Raw genomic sequence first — 23,947 nt, forward strand, 5'->3', positions numbered from 1 at the left:
ATTTCTTAGGTTTGGTTTTATTTATTATCTTTAAAAAAATCTTTAGCAAGCTCTATAGTTTTATAAATATCTTCATCACTATGAGCAATAGATATAAACCCAGCTTCATAAGCTGATGGTGCTAAATAAACACCATTTTCTAACATATAACTAAAGAACTTATTAAATAATTTTAAATCAGTTTTTTGTAAGTCTGCAAAAGTATTAACGGCTGTAGTAGCTTTACAGAAATACAAACCGAACATCCCACCAAGACTTTTAGCATGAAAATTAAAATTATTATCTATAGCTGCTTGGTTTAATCCTTTCACGAGCTTTATAGCTTTATTTGAAAGCTCATTATAAAACCCAAACTGTGAAATTTTCTTCAAAGTTTTTAACCCTGAAATCATCGCAATAGGATTTCCTGATAGTGTTCCTGCTTGATATACTGGACCTGCAGGAGCAACCATTTGCATAATCTCTTTACGGCCACCAAAAGCCCCTACTGGCATACCACCACCAATTACTTTTCCTAGGGTAGTCATATCAGGTTTAACGTTATAAACCTCTTGAGCACCACCTAATGCAACTCTAAAGCCAGTCATAACCTCATCAAAGACTAATAAGCTTTTGTATTTATCACAAATCTCTCGTAATTGTTCTAAATAACCTTCTTTAGGTTGAATGAAGTTCATATTCCCTGCGATTGGTTCAATAATAATACAAGCAATATCATCACCATACTCAGCAAATAAGTTCTCAACAGATTCTATATCATTAAAATCAGCTATAAGTGTATCTTTAACTACATCTGCAGGTACGCCTGGTGAGTTTGGTTGACCTAAAGTTAATGCTCCAGACCCAGCAGCAACTAAGAATTCATCTGCATGGCCATGATAACACCCTTCAAACTTGATGATTTTATTTCTATTAGTAAATGCTCTAGCCACACGGATAGCACTCATTGTTGCTTCTGTACCAGAGTTTACAAACCTTACTTGCTCAATATTTGGCATAAGTTCAGTAATTTTTTTAGCTAAATCAATCTCTAGTGTACATGGAGCACCATAGCTTAGACCTTCGTCTAGTTGTAGCTTTATAGCATTTACTACATCTTCATCACCATGACCAAGTATCATCGGTCCCCATGAGCCGATATAATCTATATACTTATTCCAATCAACATCATAAAGATAAGCACCTTTTGCTGATTTGATAAACCTTGGAAAATCTTGTCCAACACTTTTAAATGCTCGAACTGGAGAGTTTACACCACCTGGAGTATATTGTTTTGCATTTATAAATAGTTTTTCTGAATTAGTGTTAGTCGACATCTAACTGCTCCTGTTTCATTTTTTGTATTTTTTCTTCAGCAGCTTGCATTAGCAAACTTGCAATATTGATTTTTGTAGCTTTATATATCTCACGCATACAAGTTGGACTTGTGATGTTTATCTCAGTTAGCTTATCGCCAATTACATCAATACCTGCTAACATTACACCCTGTTTTTTAAGTTTTTTAGCTATTTTTTTTGCCATCTTGTATTCTGCATCTGTAATAGCTCGCACTTCTGAAGTTGCTCCTGCAGCTAAATTACCACGATTATCACTATCACTTGGAATACGTGCAACCACATGCTTTATAGGCTCACCATTTACTATAAGAACTCTTTTATCTCCTTGAGATATAGTCTCTTGATAGTCTTGTACCATTATATAGCTAGTTTGATGCTTTGTAAGAGTCTCTAGAATTACGGCTTTATTTTTATCACCATCTTTTATTCTAAAAATGGAGCTACCACCCATGCCATCAAGTGGCTTTACAATAATATCTTTATATTTAGCATAAAACTTATTAATTTCAGCATAGCTACGCGTAATAAGTGTATTTGGAGCATGTTTTGGATAGTATGATATAGCAACCTTTTCATTAAAATCTCTAAGAGCTTGAGGATTATTTACTACAAGCACTCCTGCTTTTTTTGCTAAATCTAGCATATAAGTCACATATACATATTCCATATCAAATGGTGGGTCTTTACGCATAAAGATACAATCTAAACTTGTTAATGAGATATTGTTCTTACTAGCAGTTACATCATACCAAGGGGTTTTATCTTTTTTAATTTTTATATTAAATGGGTTACCCTTAGGATCACCGTTTAAAATAAACAGTTCATTCAGGTGAAAAACATAAATTTCCCAACCTTTATCTTCTGCTGCACACATCATCATATATGTGCTATCTTTTGCTATATTAAATGTACTTAAATCATCAACAATAAAACCAACTTTCATATCTATCCTATTATATGTCCAACATATTTACTTAAATCTTTTCCATTTAGAATATCTGCTATATTGAGCATTTTCTTATTTGGGAATTGTAATTTCTTAAAGCGAATAATTTTATCAGCAGTAGCTACATCAAAACCTGCTTTTGTTATAGCTATAACTTCGCCTGCTTGTTTGTTTGCATTCTCAATTATTTCAAACTGCCCTACCTTTATAGTATCTTCATCAAGCTTAAAAAATGTCGATGGCCATGGCGTAAATGCTCTTATATGACAATCTATCTCTTGTGCTGATTTACTAAAATCAATCAAGCCTTCTTCTTTGGTGATCTTATGAGCGTAAGTAGCTTTACCTTGCTGGGGCTTAGCTTCTATAGTCTCAATATTATCTAAAGTCTCAAGTAGTGGCTGTATTGCTAGCTTTGCAAATTTATCATGCAAATTAGCCGAAGTATCTGTAGGCTCTATGGCTATATCAAGTGTATTTAGTATATCGCCAGTATCTAAGCCCTCATCCATCTGCATTATACATACACCTGTTTTATCATCACCAGCTTGTATAGCTCGTTGAATAGGTGCAGCACCTCGCCATTTTGGTAGTAGTGATACATGGATATTCAAACAACCGTATTTTGGAATCTCTAAAAACTCTTTTGGTACTATAATCCCATAAGCTATTACTACAATTACATCAGGTTTTAGCCTCTTTAATGTATCTAAGCTTTCAGGTTCTTTTTTAAAAGATTGAAGTTGTAATACTAAAGTATCATTTGCTAAAGCTACTTCTTTTACTGGAGAGTATTGGATTTTTTTACCACGCCCTTTTGCTCTATCGGGTTGAGTAAGTACTGCTTGGATATTGTGACCTGTTGCGTATAAATCTTTTAATACTTGTGCAGATATATCTGGTGTACCTGCAAAGATTATATTTAGTTTTTTCATTTATTTATCACCTTTAAAAGCATAAGCTATTAATCTAACATTACTCTTATCATCTATGTCAGAACATGTGTATCTTATTTCTGCTACACCTTTTTCACTAGCTAATGAAACAGCTTTTTCTAGGTTATTTAAACATAACTGTTGCTGTGAAGCACTAGTTGTTGTTTGGTGTACTATGACTACTATTTTACCAATATTATCACTTATGTTATCTGTAGCTTTTAGTTTTTCATTTTTAACGGCATTATTTGGTATAGGTGTCGATTCTGTATAACCTCTATTTGGTAGAAAAACACCCTTTGGATCTTTATCCAGTTCTGGCATAAAAATCCAAAAACATACTATGAAAATTATCGCCAAAATAAAAACATATAACAGATTTTGTTTAAGTTTTTTCATTAAATTTAATCTCTAAAAGTATAAGAAAGCAAAGAAACACTACTTAACTCATTAAGTTCACCTTCTGGATATATGCATACAAACTTTATCTCATGCACCCCATTTCTAGCAGCAATATCTACAGCCTTGGCTATATTTGCTTCACACAACTTATTAAATTCTTTTTTATTTTCTGCGTGAACAGATGTTCTTATTGTCCCAATGGAGTTATCACTCTCACTCTTATAGTGGAGGTTATATACTCTAACCTCATTAGGACTCGTTGCTGGAGGTGTCACACTATACTTTGGTAAATAGACACCTTTTACATTATATGTACTACCATGAGTAAAATAAAAAATACTACCGCCAAATATTAGTAATATAATAGCAATATACATTATGTTTTGAACAAATCTACTCATTGAGTTTTAGATTAATTAGCTTTTAATTATTATGATTTTATCATATCTATGCTTATTAACTCTATTTAGATATAAAAACTACCAAATAATTTTCTTTCAAAGCTAATGATTCATTGTGTAAGGTTAGAGTTTTCAATATAATTAAAAATATAATACATTCAATAAATGTAAATGATAGTGACTCATTACCTCAAAAAAGAGCTAGAAGAATTAATCAAAAAAGACTCGCAAATCTTTGAGTTCTTTCGAATTAGTAGCTTAGATGGATTGTGGTACTGGGATCTTGAAAACCCTGAAAATGAATGGATCGATTCTCAGTTTTGGAAACTTCTTGGTTACGATCCTAAAGATAAAAAACATTTAGCAAATGAGTGGCAAGATATTATCTTCCCTGAAGATTTAAAAACTGCTGTATCAAATTTTGAAAAACATCTTAAAGATCCTAACCATCCATACGATCAAATTGTAAGATATATACATAAAAATGGCTCTACGATATGGGTTCGATGTCGAGGTATAGCTATTCGTGATGAATATGGAAAAGCTATTAGGATGCTTGGTGCTCATAACAATCTAACACAACTTAAAAACTCCGAATTAAATCTTCAAAACACAAATGACCTCTTAGGTCTAATTCTAGATAATACACCAGACTTAATATATGTAAAAGATTCAAAAGGTAATATTATAAAATCAAATAAAGCTTTTGAAATATTTCATAAAAAAAATAAATTTTTTAGTAAATTTATTTCTGAAGATACTTATAATAAATCGTTATCTAAATATAGTGACTCAAAAGCTTTTACAAACGGGATATTTCAAGAAACTTTTACTGTTAATCATGATAATAAGAATGTAGTTTTTGAAATTTTAAAAATAAAATTTAATGATCGAATTAATGGCGCCCTTTTATTGTGCATCGCCAAAGACATAACAGACCAAAAAATACTTATAGATAGACTAAAAGCTAAAAACACAAATATAAATAACCTTTTAAATGCTTCTGAGAGTAATCTTATTTTTGTTGATACTAATTATGAAATTACACAGTATAGCAAAAAAGCTGAGCAGACATTAAACATACATTTAGATATTACAAAATCTATTTTTGAATATATCGATTTCTTAAATATTTCAAATATTAAAACTATTTTCAAAAGCACTTTAAAAGAAGGAAAGATCTTTGAAAAAATAGTCTTTGCAAAAAATTCACGCTATTATCAAGTGAAAATCAGGCCATACATCAATGATGATAAGCAAATTACTAGTCTTTCAATAAATATTATAGACGTCAATGACTTAGAGGTCTCAAAACACATTATTAAAGAAAATGAGACCTTAATTGATGTTGCGACAAAACATGCTCGAATTGGAATTTGGGTATGGTATCTTGCCGATGACTCCGTACATTGGAATGATGGAATGTTTGATCTTTTTGGTTTGGATAAAAAAGCATTCATTCCTACTTATGATTATGTTGTAACTAGAATGGTTAAAGATGATCAAGAAAAGGTACATAAAGCAGTTAAAGATACTATAAAAAAGAAAATACCTTTTAACGTAGTTTATAGGGTAATAAAGCAAAATGGTGAATTAGCATATATACACGGTATAGGCCAGTATGATGAGTCTAAAGATGGGTTATCTGATTCAATTGCAGGAATGTCTTTCGATATAACTGCTCAAAAAGAAGCTGAAAATCAATTAAAAGAAATTGCATATAAAGATACTCTAACAGGTGTTTCAAATCGAACTCGTTTTATTACAGAATTAGATATAGCTCTTAAACTGGCTATTGACAACTCAAGCTTTTTAGCGATACTCTTTATAGATTTAGATAACTTTAAGCAAATAAATGATATTTATGGACATATTGTTGGAGATAAATTATTAGTAGAGGTATCTAATAAAATATCTAAAATCCTTAATAACAAAGCTATTTTAGCACGGGTTGGTGGAGATGAGTTTGCGGCAATTATTACAAACTGTCACCACGAAGATGAAATTGCGCAATTAGCTGATAAATGTATAAAAACCGTGATTGAACCATATAGTATTAACAATGAAATAATTGCTCAATCAATTAGCATAGGAATATCAACATTCCCCAAATCATCTCGAGATGCTAATGAGCTTCTAAAATTTGCCGATACTGCCATGTATAACTCAAAAGAAAAAGGGAAAAACACATACTCGTTCTACCGCCCTGAATACAGCATTAAGCGACTGCGTTCTGGAGAAATAGAAAATGCATTAAAACTGGCTCTTGAAAAAAAGGAATTCACTGTAGTTTATCAGCCACAGTATGACAGTAATGCTAGTTTTTATGGGGTTGAGGCACTATTACGATGGGATTCTGAGTTACTAGGAGCTGTTACTCCAGATGAGTTTATACCTATTGCTGAGAAATCACATAAAATTGTCAGTATTGGCTGGTGGGTACTTGAACAAGTTATAAGAGATATTAAGCAAATTGAGGAGAAGTTAAACTCAAAAATAGACTTTAAAGTGTCGATAAATATCTCTAGTGTGCAACTTTTTAAAGAGAAGTTCACAAAAGATATTCTTGATTTGTTTAGGCAAAACAATATTAATAATAAACTCGTGAATCTAGAAATTACAGAAACTCACCTTCTTGAAGATATACATAGAGCAAGAGCAATTCTTAATGAAATTAATAAGACTGGAACAAACTTTGCTCTAGATGATTTTGGTACAGGCTACTCTTCTCTTACTTACCTTGCTAATTTACCTATCAACTATCTTAAGATAGATAAAAGTTTTGTGCAAAAGTTAGATGTCATTAAAAATAAAGCCATTGTAAAATCAATTGTCCAACTCTCTCAAAACTTAAATAAAGTGTGTATAGCAGAAGGAGTAGAAACGCTTGAGCAGTTTGAATACTTAAAAAAGATTGGATGTAATTTATTTCAAGGGTATTATTTTAATAAGCCATTACCTATTAATGAGATTGTAAAAATAATAAGTATCGCAAAAAAAATATCTGAGACTAATTATGAATAGTATTAAAAAACAAAATAACTTAAATTATATTGTAGCAATCGGTGCTTCTGCTGGTGGGCTAAATGCTATAAAGAGTTTTTTTGATAATATTCCTTCTAACACCAATAATTCATATGTGGTTTTACAACACCTTTCTCCAGATTTTGAAAGTTTAATGAGTGAGCTTTTAATTAACCATACTGATATGGATATAATAAAGTTAACTCACAACACTCAAATTAGACCTAATACAATTTATCTTAATCAGCCAAGTTTTGAAACTACTATTAAAGATGAAACTCTAGTTGTCACTCCGAGTGATAATAATCATTTAAAGATGCCTATAGATCTGTTTCTTATAAGCCTTGCAAACCAAAAAAACTATAATTTTATAGCTATAATTTTATCTGGTACTGGTAGCGATGGGTCAAAAGGTATCCTTGAAGTAGCTAAAAATAACGGTCGTGTTTTCGTTCAGTCTCCAGAAGAAGCTGAATTTGATAGTATGCCTATTAATGCTATAAATACAAAAAAAGTAAACTATATTTTAGAGATTCCAAAACTAGCTAATGCTATTATAAACTATACTCTAGGGCAAGATACCGCTTTGCTTGATAGTTTTGATGATGAAGCTATGACTGAATACTATCGAGAAATTTATAATCTTTTATATCCCATATCAAAAAACAATTATAGGAATTATAAGAGCTCTATGATTAATCGTAGAATTACTCGTAGAATGCAATTTCTTAAAGTATTGAAGGTAGATGAGTACATAGGTATTTTAAAAAAAGACCCTCAAGAACTTGCGTTACTTGAGAAAGATTTGCTAATAGGCGTAACTGAATTTATGCGCGATGCAGAAGCTTTCGAAACTATAAGAACAAAAATAATCCCAAAAATAGTCACTAAACATATTAAAGATAACTCAAGTATAAGAGTTTGGGTCTCAGCTTGCTCAACAGGTGAAGAAGCATATTCTATAGCTATTTTATTTTTAGAATACTTTGAGCAGCATAAATTAAATATCCCGATAAAGATATTTGCAACAGATGTTAATAAATCATCCATTACTACTGCTAGTAATGGAATCTATGAGTCTAAAAGCCTTAAGAATTTAAATTCATATTTAATAAACAAATACTTCAAAAATTTCTCTAAAAATAACTATAAAGTAATTCAAAAATTACGCGATAATATTATCTTTGCTCAGCATAACTTAATTTCCGATATTCCATTCAATCAAATGGATCTTGTCACCTGTCGGAACTTCTTAATTTACATCAAACCATTAATGCAAGCAAATATTGTTCAAAAAATAATATTTGCGACTAATGTTAATGGTTTCTTATTTCTAGGCTCTAGTGAATCAATGACGAAGAATCAACAAATCAAAGCTTTTGATAATAAATGGAAAATTTATAGCAAGATAGACTTTGATTCTGATCAAAGTAAAGATGAAGAGCTAGATTTTGATTCCAAACTCAGCGATCCTTTACCAGAGAATACGCATAACCTATCATCAGTAAAAAGAGACGAAAATACAGCATTGTTAGACAAAAGAGATACTAACAACTTAAAAACATCTTTCAGTGATAATGATAAAGAGTTACGATATACTAACGAAGAATTACAATCGACAAATGAAGAACTACACTCAGTAAATGAAGAGCTTTATACCGTAAATGCTGAATATCAAGAAAAGATTATAGAACTAAATCGTGCTAAAACAGATATTGATAATATACTCAAAACATCTCAGATTGGAACTTTAATCATTGATTGTGACTTAAATATCCGTCTTATTACATCTGCAATTAACCAAGTTATAAATATTTTTGATCATGATATTGGTAGAAATATAAGTGATTTTAGCCATAGTTTGAAAATTAATAATCTCATAGAAATACTTAAGCATACTATAAAGAATGGAAAAGAAATAAGTATTGAGGCTGAGGATAAGCATAATAACTGGTATATCCTAAGAATATTTCAGTATAAAAATAAAGATGGAAAAATAGAAGGTGCTGTTTTAACAATAACAAATATCACCGCCTATAAAAGACTAAATTCTCGCTTTTATAATGCGATTGAATCTCTTATTGTAGGAGTGATTATCGTAAATGAAAAAGGAAGAATTTCTTTCTATAATAATTTTCTTGCCAACTTAATTGGTTATGATAAAAATGAACTTTTAAATCAAAAAATAGAGGTTTTAATAGAAAAAAATATTCGTTTAAACCATAAAAACCTTCAAAACAATTATCTTAAAGATCCTAAAGCTATAGATATGTCTCGCAATGCTGAAATTAATATTTTAGCAAAAGATGGTAGTACTATACCAGTGTCTATATCTCTTATACCATATATAGAAAGTAATAACAAGCAATCTATTATATGTAATATTCTAGATATGACAAAAATTAGAAAGGCTGAGAAAATTCTTTCCAAAAACCAAGAAGAATTAGAATGCGAGATAATACTGCGCTCAGCACAGCTTCTAGAATCTGAGAAAAAAGTATCACTTTTATATCATAATTCACCAGATATGCATGCATCTGTCGATCCGGAAACAGCCATTATACAGCAATGTAATAATACATTAATAGAAACATTAGGTTATAAAAGTACTGATGAAATTATAGGTAAATCAATATTTGAACTTTATCATTATACAAGTTTAGATGAGGTTAAAGAAGCTTTTAGACATTTCCAAAAAACAGGCTTTGTTGAAAATCTTGAGCTAAACCTTAAGACAACTAAAGGTATAGCTTTTCCCGTAATCCTAAAAGTAAACTCTATAAAGGATGCTGACGGTAAAATCATTAGTAGCGTATCTAGCTGGCGAGATATATCCGAGCTTAAAAGCTTACGCCAAAATCAAGCTAACTTCAATCAAGATAAAAAACTATATGAGAAAAATGAGCAACTCTATAATACAGTTTTAAACTCAGTTTCTGATGGTTGGTGGGATTGGCATCTTAAAACAGATAATATCTACATATCTCCAAGTTTTAAGACACTACTAGGTTATGATGACGATGATTTACTCAACCACTTAAGTACTTGGGAAAAACTATCTTTTGATGAAGATTTTATTAAATTTAAGCAAGAAATTGATAATTATTTAGCAGATGAAAAGCAACAATCTTTTTCGATAGAGCTGCGTTTTCGTCACAAAAATAATTCAACCATATGGATTCTTTGTCGAGGTGTTGCTTTAAAAGAAAATGGTCAAAATTATAGAATTATAGGTACTAATATAGACATCTCTAATTCTAAGGAGCTAGAATCAAACTTACAAGAAGCTAAAAACTTTGCAGAGCTTACTCTAAATGCTAGTGAAGATAAAATTTTTATTAAGGATAAAGATTATAAAATAATCCAAGCTAACACAGCATTTCTTAATCTCTACCCTAAAGATGTTCGAGATAGTGTGATAGGTTCAACAACAGTTGAGAAGTATAATAAAGAGGAAGCAAAATTATTTTTAGCAAATGATAAAAGTGCTTTTGATAATGGTATATCTAAAGTTATTGAAACTGTTAGAATGCCAAACGGCAAAAAAGTGATTTTCAATACTACTAAAATTCGTTTCTATGGTAAATACAATACTCCTTTTATACTCGGTATCTCTCGTGATGTTACCGAAAGAGAAAGTTTATTTGAAAAAGTTGAAGAATCTAAAGTTGAACTTGAGCATACAAACCAAAAACTAGTTTCGTTAAATGAAGATAATGAGATTCAAATTAAAAAACTAACTGAAATAAACAGTGATATTAGACAGCTTCTTGATTCATCTGATGATACTGTAATTTTCTTAGATAAAGATTTTTCTATAAAAAGATTCTCATCAAAAGCAAAAAAGTTGTTTAAACTAAACTCTTCTAGTATTACCAAATCATTCTTCTCTTTAGAGGGAAATTTAGACTTATCTAAATATAAAAATTTCATAAAAACATCTGTTCTTAAAAAAAATACACCTCTAAAAGAGATATTTACTAATGATGGTAGAGTATATCTTCTTAGAGTCACACCTTATTTAGATATACAGAAAAATTTACAAGGCTGTATTTTAAATTTTATCGAAATTACTGAATTACGCAAATCTGAGCAAATGATACGTGATAACCAAGATCTTTTACAATTAGCTGCTAAGAATGCTGGAATTGGTATATGGAATTGGTTTTGTGATAGTGACAAACTAGAATGGAATGATGGCATGTTTAGTCTAATGCCTATATCTAAAAAAGACTTCAAAAAAAATTATGATTCATTTATAGGTTGTATTGCTTTTGATGATAGACAAATGTTCAATTCTGCTTTAGATAACTCCATTGCAACCAAAAAACCTTTCTCAATAGAGTGTCGGATAAATACTGATTCCAACGATATACAGTATACTCGTATAATTGGAGAGTTCTATGCTGGTAATGAGTATCATCCCAATCGTTTAACAGGTATATGTATAGATATAACTCCTATTAAACAAGCTGAAATAAAACTAGATAGAATGGCTAAATTTGATTCTATTACGGGAGTTTCTAACCGTGAATATTTCTTATCCCAACTTCAAGGATTAATCTCGCGCGCAAAAAGATATAAAACACCTTTAGCTTTATTCTTTTTAGATCTGGATGGGTTTAAACAAGTTAATGATACTTTTGGTCATGCATTTGGCGATATTTTACTTGAAAAAGTTGTGTTTAGGCTGAAGAGGATTCTCCGTGAAGAAGATATGATAGGTAGAATCGGTGGAGATGAATTTGCAATCGCTATATCACAAGCTAACTCTATTGAAGAGGTAAGACAAATAGCTAATCGTTGTATTGAACTAGTTAACAATCCTTTTCGAATAAAAAATCATGAAATATATCAATCATTTAGTTTAGGCATATCAATCTATCCTGATACAGCTAACACTATTGATAATCTACTTCAGTATGCTGATACTGCAATGTATCGAGCTAAGGAAAAAGGGAAAAATAATTTTGTATTCTTCCAGGATGATCTTGATAAAAAAATGCAACGTCAAAATAGTATTGAGTATGCTCTTAGAAAATCTGTTAGTGAAAATAACTTTAAACTAGTTTATCAACCGCAATACAACCAAGATCAGCAAATAACTGGTTTAGAAGCTCTCCTTCGTTGGGATTGCCCTGAACTAAATAATCCTCGACCAGATGAGTTTATCCCTATTGCAGAAAAAACTAGAAGAATAGTTGATATAGGTAATTGGGTTTTAGAAAAGTCTATACAAGACTTCCTTACTTTACCTGAAAAAATTCAAAAAAGTATCACCCTTTCAATCAACTTCTCTGGAGTACAATTAGCTGATAAAAACATAATATCTACTACTACACGAATATTAAACAGGTACGCTATAGATTCAAAAAAATTAGTTTTTGAAATAACTGAAACACACTTAATGAATAATATAAAACAAGCTTTAAGTAACATGGATAAACTACATAAGCTAGGAGTTTGTTTTTCGCTTGATGATTTTGGTACAGGCTACTCATCACTTAATTATTTAGCAAAACTGCCTATTAGTTACTTGAAAATTGATAAGGCTTTTATTGATAAAATTAGTGATTCTGCTAATAAAACTATTGTCAAATCGATGATTACTTTAGCAAAATCTTTAAATATAGACTGTGTTGCTGAAGGAGTTGAGAAAAAAACTCAATTTGATTATTTAAATTCCATGAACTGTGATAAATACCAGGGGTATTATTTTAGTAGACCTGTTGATTTAGAGCAATTGAAAAAAGTTATTAGCTAATTTTAATCTTTTAAAAAATTATCAATATCAGGTATAAGCTCTTCCGGTATCGTTTTTGGAGCATATCTTTGAACTGTTTTGCCATCTTTACATACAAGAAACTTTGTAAAATTCCATTTGATTCTTTCTGTGCCAAGTATGCCTTTTGCATGCTCTTTTAAGTAATCAAATAGTGGTTCAGCATCTTTACCATTTACTTTAGTTTTTTTCATAATTGGAAATGTAATTCCAAATTCTGTTTCACAGAAGTTCTTTATTTCTCCATCTTCTGCTGGCTCTTGACCACCAAAAGAATTGCACGGAAATGCAACTATTTCTAAATCAGGATAAATTTCGTGAAGATGTTGTAAACCTCTATATTGTTTAGTAAAGCCACATTTACTTGCTACATTCACGATTAAAAGGACTTTATTTTTAGGTAAGTTAAACTCTTTACCATCATTAGTTGTGAGTTTAAAATCATAAATACTGTTCATTAGTGATCCTTGTCTATTTTTTAAAAACTTTGTTCTGCTGTTTGTAAATCTGTCGTATTTAGAGTATTAAAAATTTCATTTACTAAAGCTGGAGATACATCATACTGAACAGCAAAAGCAAGTCTTGTTTTCTCAAACGACTTATCTTCAAATGGATCATATGTAGGTAAATTGTTTTTTTTCTCAAACTTTAACATTTTTTTACGAATACCTTTTCGCTGAGCAATCATTTTTATCAGTTCTTGATCTGTATTCATAAGTTTAGTTTTATAGCCCTCTATTGATGGACCTGCTACATTACTATTAGCCATTGCAAAAGCTGAACTACTAGCAAGTAAACTAACTAGCAAGGCTGGGATTAGTACTTTTTTCATTGTTTTATTTATAAAACTATTATCATTTGTATACTATAGACTTTTATATGAAATTTTTAAAGAGTGATTGTATAAGATACATAAATTTAATTTGATAGTTACAAGGTTTGTAACTATAACCAACCAAATAATCTTTCAAACATACTAGGAACAGTACCATCTGCTCTCATAGTTCTAAGATATTTGTTATTAGGGAAGTTTTTCTTAAGTACTTTAATATTTGCTTCTGCAGGACCGTTTACCCCTAATTCTTTATACGCTCTAATTTTTAAAACTAAAGCATCTTGAGTAGACTCACTCTGTGGGTAGTCTTGAACAACTTGAGCAGCTCTATCTATAGCAGCATTAAATGCTCCTCTCTTAAAGTAAAAATACGCTACCTCATAATAATGTTTTGCAATTGTATTATTTATAAAAACCATTCTTCGTTTAGCATCTGGAACAAATGAACCTTTAGGATCTAAAGCAATTGCTCTTTCAAAGTTTACATATGCATCAGAGTATCCTGTTGGATCATGATGAGTCATATCATAGGGAACATATGTTTGCAGCAGTCCTCTACCATCTTCAAATCCAATTACTCCAATCATATAGTAAATATAGCCTTTATACTTACTATAAGGATACATCTTAATAAACTGTTGAGCTAACGCTAACCCCATAGGAGTTTCATCATCCATATAATAAACATATACTAAATCAACCATACCCTTTTCTGCTAATGGTGTAAAAGGATATTGTGCCGCTAAAGACTTATAAGAACGAATAGCATCGAAGTATTCATGGTTTTGCATTTGTTGATGCGCTTTTGCATAAATGAAATCAGCTGTATAACCTGTATAGACTTGTGGTAACTCACTATCTTTTTTAGGTCCGCAGCCAACTAACACCAAAACAAGCGACACAACGGCTATTAATGATAAAAATCTAGTCATTTAATTAACTATCCTCTGATTTTTTTTATATAATCTATATTAGAAAAAATTATCGCGTAGATTACCTACTAAATATGGCAAATAATAATACACTATCAAATGAGTTTCAGCAAAGTATTCTTCTAACTCCTGAGCATGCAGGTAAAAGGTTAGATGTTGCTATAAATGAGCTTTTTGACGAATTTTCTCGCTCTCAAATTCAAAAATGGATAAAAGATGGATCAATTAAAGTAAACGGATCTACTAGCAAAACCAAATATACAGTTTTAGGTGATGAAGAAATTGATGTAAATATTGAAATTTTACCAACAAATGAATGGATAGCTGAAGATATCAAACTAGATATTGTTTTCGAAGATGATGACATTATCGTGATAGATAAACCTGCAGGCATGGTTGTCCATCCTGGTGCAGGAAATATGACTGGAACTATCTCAAATGCACTTCTTGGCATGTATGATACTCAAAAAAACCTACCTAGAGCAGGTATTGTTCACAGATTAGATAAAGATACTACAGGGCTTATGGTAGCTGCTAAGACGAGCCTTGCATACCATAGCTTAGTAAATCAACTTTCTGAAAGAAAAGTATCGCGTAAATATATAGCTATTGTCGATGGTGAAATCTATGAAGACGGTACCGTTGATGAACCTATAGGCCGCGATCCTAATAATCGTATAAAAATGGCTGTTAACTATAAAGGCAAAGAAGCTATTACAAACTATACTCCTTATGAGATATATGATGGCTTTACTCTTATAGAATGTCAGCTTGAAACAGGAAGAACTCACCAAATTCGTGTACATATGAAGCATATCAAGCACCCTCTTATTGGTGATCAAACATACAACAAGCCATCAGCTAAATTAGATGAGCTAGGTATTGAACAGTTTCCAAGACAAGCTCTACATGCATATAGCCTAGCTTTTATACATCCTAAAACTGGTGAAGAAGTGAGTTTTAAAAGTGACTTACCTGATGATATGTATGAGTTAAGTGTCAAACTAGCTGATTGCATTCAAGAAGAAGATGATATGGATTTTGAATATGAAGAATTTGATGAGTTTGATGAAAGCTAAATACATGTACTTTATAATAATCTTGATAAGTGCATTTATCTTATCTACTGAGCCTAATATTAATGTTAATGACAAATATCATTTAGCTACTAAAGCAAGCTATAATGAAACAAAGCCAGATTTTAATGGTTTCAAAAATGTGAATGAAAAAAAAGAAGCTTTCATAACATATATGCTTGATGCGATAAGAGTTGCAAATAATGAAATTTGTGGTGAAAAAAAACAAGTAAATAAATTAACGCTTTCATATAAAAAAAATAAAACCTTAAATGAGAATCAACAACAAAAGCTAGACTTATATATTGACTACTATAAAATCAGTCGATCTAACTCTATTTCTAAGCAGTTACAATATTTAGATATAAAGTTAGGTACGACACCAACTAGCTTTCTTCTTGCTCAAGCTATTTTAGAAAGTGGTTGGGGTACATCTAGATTTGCTAGAGATTATAATAACTATTTTGGACTTCATTGCTTTAAAAAAGGATGTGGTGTTAAAGCTAATCGTGCAGATGTATATTTAGAGGTGTTTAAAACTGCAGATGATAGTATTTTAGGGTATTACCATAGATTAAATACTGGTTCAAAATTTGAAGCATTTCGAATAGCTCGGGATAAAGTTAACCAAAAACAGTTATCTATTGATGATCTTTTAAATACTCTTGATGAATATTCTGAACTTAATGAAGGAGAGTATCAAACAAGACTGAAATCTGTCATTAAGTATAATAAACTTGATCAGTATGATAAATTACTACAATGTTAAAAATATTATTAGACAGCTTGGTATTGTAGTATTTTTCTAGTAATATGATTAGTAAGGAAGATAACTTTGTAACAAGCTTTCAAATGAATATAAAAATATCGGATAATACTATATATTTTGAGGGGTCACTTACTCTTAAGAATATTAACACTAAAATCCTTGATAAAAAGTTATCATCACCATCGTTAAATATATCATCTATTGATATTGGCAATGTTAAAGAGCTCGATACTGCGGGATCCTATATAATCATTAAATACTTAAGATTCTTTAATTTAAGTCAAGATCAACTTTTAAGCTGCTCTGATAAAAATTTTAAACTTATAGAATTAACAGGTATCAACTACCCTACTAAGGTAGACGAAGAGTTTCAAAAAAAACCTAATACAATGTTTAACAGTATTTATGTTTTAGGTAAAAACACAAATGACATGTTTGGTGAGGTTAGATCTGCCATAGCATTTTTAGGTGCTATTATACTAGGTTATATAAATTTCTTAAGAAGACCATATAAATCTTTTTTCTCAATAGTATTAAGTATTACATATGACTCTACAATTAAAGCTTTAGGAATTGTTATATTACTATCCTTAATTATTGGGCTAGTTCTAACTTACCTTCCACTAAACATGATGATGCAATATGGGACACAAATATTTGTTGTTGATATGCTAGGAATATCATCTTTTAGAGAATTTGCTCCTCTATTTACAGCAATTATTATAGCTGGTAGAAGCGGATCAGCCTTTACCTCAGAAATAGGTATTATGAAGGTTAATGAAGAAATTGATGCCCTTCAAACTATTGGTGAAGATCCTATACAAAGACTCATCCTTCCAAGAATTACCGCTCTAATGATAAGCCTTCCAATTTTAGCTACTGTAGCAATGATCGCAAATGTTATTGGTGGGTTAATTATTACTTATGCAGTTGCTGGTATCACGCCGTTACAATTTATTGAGAGACTATTTAGTCATGTAAATGTTAGTCATTTTTATATTGGTATATTAAAAACTCCATTCTTTGCTTTAGTAATTGCTGGAATGGGATGTCTTAAAGGTATATCTGTAAAAAGAGACTCGCAAAGTGTTGGTAAAGCGACTACAGAAAGTGTCGTTTATTCAATATTTTTAATAATCGTTGTTGATGCTATTTTTGCTGTTGGCTTAAATGGCGTTGCTTAGGAGATAAATATGGCTGAAAATTTAATTGAAGTTCGTGACCTAAGCACTAAATTTGGCAAAGAATGGATTCATAAGGGTTTAAACCTTGACATCCCTCCTGAAAAAATAAGTTGCATAATAGGAGCCAGTGGCTGTGGTAAAACCACTTTGATGCGTGAAATACTTATGTTACAACCGATTCATTCAGGAAAGATATACTTACAAGGGCAAGAAATATCTAAACTTGTATCAAACCCTATTAAACGCAAAAAAATCTCAACAAATATGAGTATGATGTTTCAACACTGCGCCCTTTTCTCTTCACTTACAAATTTGCAAAACGTAATATTTCCATTAAAGCAACATACAAAGCTACCTGAAGATATTTTGACAGATATAGCTATTATCAAACTCAAAATGGTTGGCTTACATGAAGATGCTTTCGACAAATACCCATCTGAAATAAGTGGAGGTATGTTAAAAAGAGTAGCCTTAGCTAGAACAATCGTGCTTGATCCTAAGGTTGTTTTTTTAGATGAACCTAATGCTGGTCTTGATCCCTACTCAGCTCGAGCAATGGATGAGCTTATTAAGTATTTAAAAGAAGAACTAGGGATGTCTGTTGTAATGATTACACATGACTTAAGTACAATTTGGAATATTGTTGATGATATTATATATATGGATGAAAAGAAAATTATGATACATGACTCGGTAGAATTTGTTTCAAAACAAACGCAATTTGATAGTATCAAAAAGTTCTTTAGTTCACATGGAGAATCTAAAAGTGAGGAGATTAAGTAAATGAATGAAAACAATATCAAGAATCTAGTGGCTGGACTATTTGTGATCTTCATGCTCTTTGTGATGATATTTATAGCCTTCTTTTTATCTGGTGGCTTTAGAAACCAAGAAACTTCGACCTATGTAACTAATTTTAATAGTATTTCTGGGCTAAATGTTGGTTCAGATGTATCCTATAAAGGCTTTAATATTGGTAAGGTTTCCAAAATTGCTATCAACAAAAAAAATCCAAAGCTTGTTAGTGTTTTTATGGAGGTAAACGATCAAATACCTATTTACAAACAAACTGTTGCGACATTAAAAACTATAGGAATTACCGGACAGTCTATGGTTGAACTTTCATTACGTATTAGTAAAAAAGATGTTAATTTAGACCTTATAGATAAGAAGGCTAAAGAAATACCTATAATACAGTCTAAACCATCTCAATTTGATAGCATTCTTAAAAAAGTTGGAGGTATCGCCTCTTCACTTGAAGAAATCTCTGCAAAATTCAACAAGATGATGTCCCCAGGAAACCTTCAGCAATTCAACGAATTTACTGATAGTGTAAATATCTTACTTTATAACTTGAGTAATTCATCCATATATTTCAACAAAACTCTTTTAAACTTTAATGAAACTATGACAGAAAGCCAAGAAACTATTACAAGATTAAATGATGTAATTAGAATGCTTCAGTATGATCCATCAATCGTTGTAAGAGGCGTAGAGCACTAAGAGGAAATAATTATGAAAAAAAAGATCTTAATAATACTAACTATAATTTTACCAATACAAGTATTTGCTTTCTCACTTGTTGGAAATCCTATTAAGGTTCCCGGTGAAAAAGAATATATAATATATAGTAGTAAAAAAATAGAAAAAGCGAAGATTCCAGATACTCAAAATGCAGTTATAGATACTACCTTGCTTGTATATAATATTCAAACTCAAGCTTCAAAGGCTACCCAAATGTTTTATGTTAAAAATAATCGTATTAATGATTTTAAAGATAGTGTTTGGGCTATTCCTGTATCAAAAATGCTTACAGTAGCAACTTTTGAATATCTTTTAGATCATAATATTGTTAGTGGCTTAGCATTTCAGGATATAAATATTCGCCAAAACTTTACTCTTTCAGGTACTACTCCATATGGACCAATTATAGACTTAGATAACAAAATGTTCTATTTTTATATATCTTTCTATCTTAAAAATGAAAAAACAGGAAAAACTGTAATTAAAACAATAAAATACCAACAGCCTTTAGAGGGCAATAACGTTGATGCTGATATTTATGCTAAGCTAACTAATAAGGCGTTGCTTCATATATTTAAAGAGTTAAAACCTTGGCTTATTAAAAATCTTAAAACTCAAAAAGATATAGCTAAAAAGTTCACTACAACAGGACCACTTGAAGGCTTAAAAGTAAAAATTCCTAGTAAATAAAACTTACAGCCAAGCCTATAATTCCTCCGAATACCCTACTCCAAACAACTAATTAAACTAACTTTTTTGAACTAGTCTTTGACCATTTCCATGGATTAATTCATTAAGTCTTTTATTTATAACAGTTATTTTTCACTATCAAGTGAATTTTTTACTGATTAGATTTGATTCTATATGAGGTTTGCTTGTTCAAAACCATCAAGAAATAATAAGCTGCTAAAAAGCCAGGAATAGAAAGAGTCCCTCCCAATATAAACAAAGCTGCATACCCTATATTTGCTGCTAAAAAGCCACTTACAGACATGCCTAGTATGTATATCAATAATTCGGCACAAATTAAAACTGTAAAATCAGTACCTGCTTGTGATTTAGAACTAAACTTCATGAATATAGTATATAGAATCACCATTTCCATCAAGCGTGAAGCCATATTTAATAAGACTACACCAAATATAACTATAGTGTCACTAATACCATAAAATGCTATAAAGCCAAGAGAAAAGTAACAAAATGCACGTATTGTAGCTAAAAGTGATAATAGAGCTATTTCCTTAAAAAAATTAAACATGTAGCTAATAATCGCGGCTCCAAAAATCCCAATAATAGCACTGCCTACACCCATTACTACTCCAATAGTCGTGAGAGAAATGTGCGAATCCACTAAGAAAGCAGACTGCATGCCCATTACTAAACCTTCACAAGCTCTATAGCTTAGGCAAATCAACAGTAACAGTATTGTTTCTCTCCGGCGGAAAAAAGACTTAAGTGAAGGTCTCTCATGATAAGACTGTTTATCATTTGATTTTTCTTTGATAAACAGCATATAAATAGCAATAAAAAAGCTTACCCCCATGAGAGTTAAAGTGATTTGATACCAACCTATAATTTTATATAATGCTATCAGGGCAGCCCCACCTAGCATGCTACCAAGTGTAGTTCCAATGATTCTAGCAAAATTACACCACTGAAAATTTGATTCTTTAATTTGCTCAATAGAAAACCCATCTATAGCTATGTCTTGGGTTGCAGCAATAGCTGACAATAAAAATGCTAAAATAAATATATAATCAGAATATTGTTTTGGACTATAAGTAGAAAACACAAAGAACAATATAATTGTCAAAAACTGTAAGCATAAAAACCAACTCTTTCTTTTACCTATGGATGAAAAATAATTTCTATCTACATATGGAGCCCATAAAAACTTAATAGCCCAAGGTAATAAAAGAAAACTCATAAGGCCTATTTTTTCTAAAGCAACTCCTTCAGCTCTCAAGATTGTAGGTAATCCAAAAGTACAAAAATACAAAGGAATTGCTTGTGCCAAATATAGTATAACTAAGTTTAAACCTTGCCTTTTCATGCCACAAACTCTCTTTTAAGTAATATTTGACTAGCTTTTTCCCAAGCCAAGCTTATATTATCAACAGCAATACATTTAAAAGGCATACCTTTGTCCATAGCTGGTGCTCTAATTTTTTTTATAATAATAGGATCTTGAGTTACTCTAAGCATACTTAGACACCATTTTTTTAGCTCAGGTTTTACTGATTTAAACCATTTTGCCTGCTGTATTCTAGCTTCATGTCCAAATTGATAATTATCATCAAATGTACTAATAATAATAAATTTTTGCTTCTTTTCAAGAATCTTGTCACACTGCTTTAGCCAAGCTATAACATCTTCATAGCTTGAGTGACTACCAAAATGCATTTTAACAATGGGCCACTCAACTATATTACAATCAATCATACAACTCCCCCTTTTGCCTCCATTGTACTAAAAGCCTCCTTAGAACAAGTAAATAAATATGCTTTTTTCTCAGGTAAAACTATCTCACCTTGGTTTATATAACCAATTCTTGGAGCAATCTTCTCAAAAGGTGTAACTCTAATATCTGGTTCAAAAAGGACTCTATTAGCATCTAATTTAGAAAAGCAATATTTACTAAGTGCTTCTACAAATAATTTTGAATACCCTTTGCCTATAGACTCTTCAGGACCTATTAAAAGATGCCAGCCATAATCATTTTCTTCAATAGTACAATAAGAGGCAATTCTATCTTTTTCTGCTTTATAAATTTCAGCATATGCTATTTCTTCACCATCTACGGCTAGAATAAATATATCTTGGTTAGGTTTAGATAAAATATCACAAAAATGTTTCTTTAAACTCTCTCTAGATTTGTCTAAATTCCAGAACTTAGCAACATGTGGTTTATTCATCCACTTATGCACAGTATCCAAATCACTATTAAAATTAAAGGGTCTAAAAGAAACTCTTTTATGATTAAAGCTCGAAGCTTTAGAGGTATCAAAACACTTGCCTTTAAAAAGAGGATTATCTAATCTACCTGTAGATATAACTTTAGGTCTAGCAGAATAATCACTATAACCTACCTCAAATATTCTCAACCTGTTAAGACATAGTTTACTAAAGCTTTCTTTATATAAATCAAATCTGTCAAACCGAGAATTTAATTCAGGATTATGTAACTGGTAACGCTTTATACACTTGTGTAGTTTTTCATAAAAATGAACTTCTGGGTAGAGAAATTCCCCTGCTAATATTGATGAGATATATCTATAATGCACAACGAAAAGACCTGTTTGGATAAATTGAAGTAAATAATCATCATCAACGCGTGGGATAGCTTTTTTGACTTCATCTGGTAAAGTAGCTAGCTCTTTAACAGGGTCTTGGCAAATATTTATGTCATCAACAAAATCTTTCATAGCTAAACCAACAGGCATATTATCTTTAATAATCAAGATACTATTCTCTCCATGAGGAGAAAACACCATGCCATACTTATATAAGAAATGCAGTAATGCTGGAATAGTATTTTCAAAAAACATCTCCAACCAAATATCTACACTAAGACCTGACTCACTTATCATCTCACCAATAACACTTTGTCCACTACTATCAACATATGTTAGAGCTGCCATAGTTATAGCTCTTTCTCCTTTTTTAAGTCGTGTATGTATACTCTCACGCCATATAGCCCCAAGCTGCTCGGTAAAATAATAAGGGGGATTTTCTATTTCTGAATAATAAGGATGCTTGCAGTAGGCACTTGCTAGTTCACCTAATAATATAAAATTACATTTACTTAAAAAAGTATCTTCATTGGCTATTTTTTTAACCCACTCAGTTAATATAGGAGCATTTATTGTTTGATCTTTTGGTAGCCCTCTATAAACCGCTGTATTTAAAATATTAAGGGGAAGTTTAATACTATGTTTTTCAGAGTGAGATATATTTGAAAGAGTCCTTATAGACTGCATCGCAAGATGCTGATCATCCGAAGTACCTAAAAATATAATATCTTTGTTGGAAAGATACGAGGTAAATTGTTGTTCAATAACATTTTCCCACTGCCAAGGGTGTACAGGTAAAATGAAGAATTCATCTGGATTTTTATTGCTAGCTTGAATAGTTTTATTAAATTTACTCAAAAGATCTGGCTCTATTTCTGTATTAAGAAGCTGTGTGTAATCTAAATCTGAGATACAAGCAAAATCTATAAGCTGATTACTTATTGCTAGCCATTTAAGATTTATAATATTCTGCATTTCAGGAGCGTAACTACTATGATCTCTTGCATTAAAACCAATCCTACCTTTATTTATAACAAACCATGGATGACCCGTCATATTACCCTCTACTTGAGCATATGGTAATTTATAAATATTATTAGCAGAAATAGCCCCTTTCTTAATAATCTCAGTATCTGCATATAAAGTATTGTTTAACTCTTTGATAAAATGCGCCATAGTTACAGAATCTATATTAGTTATCGGCCAAGTGTCTATAATAAGCTTTATAGCATCATCTGCTACACTTTCTATACCTCTTTGGTATCTTACAACGGAGTTTTTATGAACAACTAGATTACCATAAATTCTTTTTGTTGCTTTAAACTTATAACACAAGGATGAATCAACCTTTAATGTATATGTTTCCTCATCACTATCATTTTGTATAGGCACAAAAATTTCTTCATAGCAGAACTCAGAGATAATTTTTTCTAAAAGTTTCGTACTAGCAATCTTATAGTAATTATATTCATCATTATTTAATAATTTATCATCTTTCATTATTTAT

At 30.9% G+C, this 23,947-nt stretch carries 19 protein-coding genes; 8 read left to right on the forward strand and 11 right to left on the reverse strand.

Annotation, left to right across the window (positions count from 1 at the left end; all coding sequences use genetic code 11):
* Nucleotides 1-17 precede the first annotated feature (17 nt).
* From hemL to FLM55_RS01210, 5 genes are all read right to left on the reverse strand, one after another.
* Entirely contained in the window at nt 18-1,316 is a 1,299-nt protein-coding gene (gene hemL / locus FLM55_RS01190) for a glutamate-1-semialdehyde 2,1-aminomutase (RefSeq protein ID WP_178947641.1), read from the reverse strand.
* A complete protein-coding gene (gshB, locus tag FLM55_RS01195; RefSeq protein ID WP_178947642.1) occupies nt 1,306-2,280 on the reverse strand; it encodes a glutathione synthase in 975 nt (324 codons plus the stop codon). Before gshB ends, hemL begins: the two co-directional genes overlap by 11 nt.
* Before the next feature lie 2 nt (nt 2,281-2,282).
* Nucleotides 2,283-3,218 carry a methionyl-tRNA formyltransferase gene (gene fmt / locus FLM55_RS01200; protein WP_178947643.1) on the reverse strand — a complete coding sequence of 312 codons (936 nt, stop codon included), beginning with the start codon at nt 3,216-3,218 and terminating at the stop codon, nt 2,283-2,285.
* Nucleotides 3,219-3,542 carry a hypothetical protein gene (locus FLM55_RS01205; RefSeq protein WP_178947644.1) on the reverse strand — a complete coding sequence of 108 codons (324 nt, stop codon included), beginning with the start codon at nt 3,540-3,542 and terminating at the stop codon, nt 3,219-3,221.
* Between the two features lie 80 nt (nt 3,543-3,622).
* A complete protein-coding gene (locus FLM55_RS01210; protein WP_178947645.1) occupies nt 3,623-4,021 on the reverse strand; it encodes a hypothetical protein in 399 nt (132 codons plus the stop codon).
* Between the two features lie 171 nt (nt 4,022-4,192).
* Between FLM55_RS01210 and FLM55_RS01215 the strand changes: the two genes are divergently transcribed.
* Both FLM55_RS01215 and FLM55_RS01220 read left to right on the forward strand, forming a co-directional pair.
* Nucleotides 4,193-7,045, forward strand: coding sequence for an EAL domain-containing protein (locus tag FLM55_RS01215; RefSeq protein ID WP_178947646.1), 2,853 nt, complete (start codon nt 4,193-4,195; stop codon nt 7,043-7,045).
* Complete coding sequence (locus FLM55_RS01220) at nt 7,038-12,809, forward strand: EAL domain-containing protein (RefSeq protein WP_178947647.1); 5,772 nt, start codon at nt 7,038-7,040, stop codon at nt 12,807-12,809. Before FLM55_RS01215 ends, FLM55_RS01220 begins: the two co-directional genes overlap by 8 nt.
* 2 nt (nt 12,810-12,811) lie before the next feature.
* On the opposite strand, the gene FLM55_RS01225 is transcribed toward FLM55_RS01220, so the two are convergent.
* From FLM55_RS01225 to FLM55_RS01235, 3 genes are all read right to left on the reverse strand, one after another.
* Nucleotides 12,812-13,285: a glutathione peroxidase gene (locus FLM55_RS01225; RefSeq protein WP_178947648.1), complete on the reverse strand. Its 474-nt coding sequence runs from the start codon at nt 13,283-13,285 to the stop codon at nt 12,812-12,814.
* A 20-nt stretch (nt 13,286-13,305) separates the two neighbouring features.
* The gene (locus FLM55_RS01230; protein ID WP_178947649.1) at nt 13,306-13,659 is read right to left on the reverse strand and encodes a chorismate mutase; all 354 of its coding nucleotides are present in this window, start codon (nt 13,657-13,659) and stop codon (nt 13,306-13,308) included.
* A 113-nt stretch (nt 13,660-13,772) separates the two neighbouring features.
* Nucleotides 13,773-14,594 carry an outer membrane protein assembly factor BamD gene (locus tag FLM55_RS01235; protein WP_178947650.1) on the reverse strand — a complete coding sequence of 274 codons (822 nt, stop codon included), beginning with the start codon at nt 14,592-14,594 and terminating at the stop codon, nt 13,773-13,775.
* A 74-nt stretch (nt 14,595-14,668) separates the two neighbouring features.
* On the opposite strand from FLM55_RS01235, the gene rluD reads away from it, so the two are divergent.
* The 6 genes from rluD (at nt 14,669) to FLM55_RS01265 (ending at nt 19,837) form a co-directional block, all read left to right on the forward strand.
* Nucleotides 14,669-15,673, forward strand: a complete 1,005-nt coding sequence (rluD, locus tag FLM55_RS01240; protein ID WP_112869958.1) for a 23S rRNA pseudouridine(1911/1915/1917) synthase RluD — start codon at nt 14,669-14,671, stop codon at nt 15,671-15,673.
* Entirely contained in the window at nt 15,642-16,439 is a 798-nt protein-coding gene (locus tag FLM55_RS01245) for a glucosaminidase domain-containing protein (RefSeq protein WP_178947651.1), read from the forward strand. Before rluD ends, FLM55_RS01245 begins: the two co-directional genes overlap by 32 nt.
* Before the next feature lie 83 nt (nt 16,440-16,522).
* A complete protein-coding gene (locus FLM55_RS01250; protein ID WP_178947652.1) occupies nt 16,523-17,623 on the forward strand; it encodes an ABC transporter permease in 1,101 nt (366 codons plus the stop codon).
* 9 nt (nt 17,624-17,632) lie between these two features.
* Entirely contained in the window at nt 17,633-18,406 is a 774-nt protein-coding gene (locus tag FLM55_RS01255; protein WP_178947653.1) for an ABC transporter ATP-binding protein, read from the forward strand.
* A complete protein-coding gene (locus FLM55_RS01260; RefSeq protein ID WP_112869955.1) occupies nt 18,407-19,126 on the forward strand; it encodes an MlaD family protein in 720 nt (239 codons plus the stop codon). It begins immediately after the preceding gene.
* A 12-nt stretch (nt 19,127-19,138) separates the two neighbouring features.
* Nucleotides 19,139-19,837, forward strand: a complete 699-nt coding sequence (locus tag FLM55_RS01265; protein WP_112869954.1) for a hypothetical protein — start codon at nt 19,139-19,141, stop codon at nt 19,835-19,837.
* 151 nt (nt 19,838-19,988) lie between these two features.
* Here the strand turns inward: FLM55_RS01265 and FLM55_RS01270 are convergent, their stop codons facing one another.
* Genes FLM55_RS01270 through FLM55_RS01280 form a run of 3 tightly spaced genes read right to left on the reverse strand, consistent with a single transcriptional unit; the run spans nt 19,989 to nt 23,940 of the window.
* Entirely contained in the window at nt 19,989-21,200 is a 1,212-nt protein-coding gene (locus tag FLM55_RS01270; protein ID WP_178947654.1) for an MFS transporter, read from the reverse strand.
* Nucleotides 21,197-21,589 (reverse strand): hypothetical protein, encoded by a 393-nt coding sequence (locus tag FLM55_RS01275; protein WP_178947655.1) that lies wholly within the window; start codon nt 21,587-21,589, stop codon nt 21,197-21,199. The genes FLM55_RS01270 and FLM55_RS01275 overlap by 4 nt, the downstream gene beginning before the upstream one ends.
* The gene (locus FLM55_RS01280) at nt 21,586-23,940 is read right to left on the reverse strand and encodes a GNAT family N-acetyltransferase (protein ID WP_178947656.1); all 2,355 of its coding nucleotides are present in this window, start codon (nt 23,938-23,940) and stop codon (nt 21,586-21,588) included. Before FLM55_RS01280 ends, FLM55_RS01275 begins: the two co-directional genes overlap by 4 nt.
* Between the last annotated feature and the right edge of the window lie 7 nt (nt 23,941-23,947).

Origin of the sequence: Francisella sp. Scap27, assembly GCF_013394105.1 — a bacterium.
Classification (GTDB): Bacteria; Pseudomonadota; Gammaproteobacteria; order Francisellales; family Francisellaceae; genus Francisella; species Francisella adeliensis.

Coding starts and splice junctions, on each gene's coding strand:
- hemL (WP_178947641.1), bottom strand. CDS start 1,316: ATGTCGACTAACACTAATTCAGAAAAACTATTTATAAATGCAAAACAA.
- gshB (WP_178947642.1), bottom strand. CDS start 2,280: ATGAAAGTTGGTTTTATTGTTGATGATTTAAGTACATTTAATATAGCA.
- fmt (WP_178947643.1), bottom strand. CDS start 3,218: ATGAAAAAACTAAATATAATCTTTGCAGGTACACCAGATATATCTGCA.
- FLM55_RS01205 (WP_178947644.1), bottom strand. CDS start 3,542: ATGCCAGAACTGGATAAAGATCCAAAGGGTGTTTTTCTACCAAATAGA.
- FLM55_RS01210 (WP_178947645.1), bottom strand. CDS start 4,021: ATGAGTAGATTTGTTCAAAACATAATGTATATTGCTATTATATTACTA.
- FLM55_RS01215 (WP_178947646.1), top strand. CDS start 4,193: ATGATAGTGACTCATTACCTCAAAAAAGAGCTAGAAGAATTAATCAAA.
- FLM55_RS01220 (WP_178947647.1), top strand. CDS start 7,038: ATGAATAGTATTAAAAAACAAAATAACTTAAATTATATTGTAGCAATC.
- FLM55_RS01225 (WP_178947648.1), bottom strand. CDS start 13,285: ATGAACAGTATTTATGATTTTAAACTCACAACTAATGATGGTAAAGAG.
- FLM55_RS01230 (WP_178947649.1), bottom strand. CDS start 13,659: ATGAAAAAAGTACTAATCCCAGCCTTGCTAGTTAGTTTACTTGCTAGT.
- FLM55_RS01235 (WP_178947650.1), bottom strand. CDS start 14,594: ATGACTAGATTTTTATCATTAATAGCCGTTGTGTCGCTTGTTTTGGTG.
- rluD (WP_112869958.1), top strand. CDS start 14,669: ATGGCAAATAATAATACACTATCAAATGAGTTTCAGCAAAGTATTCTT.
- FLM55_RS01245 (WP_178947651.1), top strand. CDS start 15,642: ATGAAGAATTTGATGAGTTTGATGAAAGCTAAATACATGTACTTTATA.
- FLM55_RS01250 (WP_178947652.1), top strand. CDS start 16,523: ATGAATATAAAAATATCGGATAATACTATATATTTTGAGGGGTCACTT.
- FLM55_RS01255 (WP_178947653.1), top strand. CDS start 17,633: ATGGCTGAAAATTTAATTGAAGTTCGTGACCTAAGCACTAAATTTGGC.
- FLM55_RS01260 (WP_112869955.1), top strand. CDS start 18,407: ATGAATGAAAACAATATCAAGAATCTAGTGGCTGGACTATTTGTGATC.
- FLM55_RS01265 (WP_112869954.1), top strand. CDS start 19,139: ATGAAAAAAAAGATCTTAATAATACTAACTATAATTTTACCAATACAA.
- FLM55_RS01270 (WP_178947654.1), bottom strand. CDS start 21,200: ATGAAAAGGCAAGGTTTAAACTTAGTTATACTATATTTGGCACAAGCA.
- FLM55_RS01275 (WP_178947655.1), bottom strand. CDS start 21,589: ATGATTGATTGTAATATAGTTGAGTGGCCCATTGTTAAAATGCATTTT.
- FLM55_RS01280 (WP_178947656.1), bottom strand. CDS start 23,940: ATGAAAGATGATAAATTATTAAATAATGATGAATATAATTACTATAAG.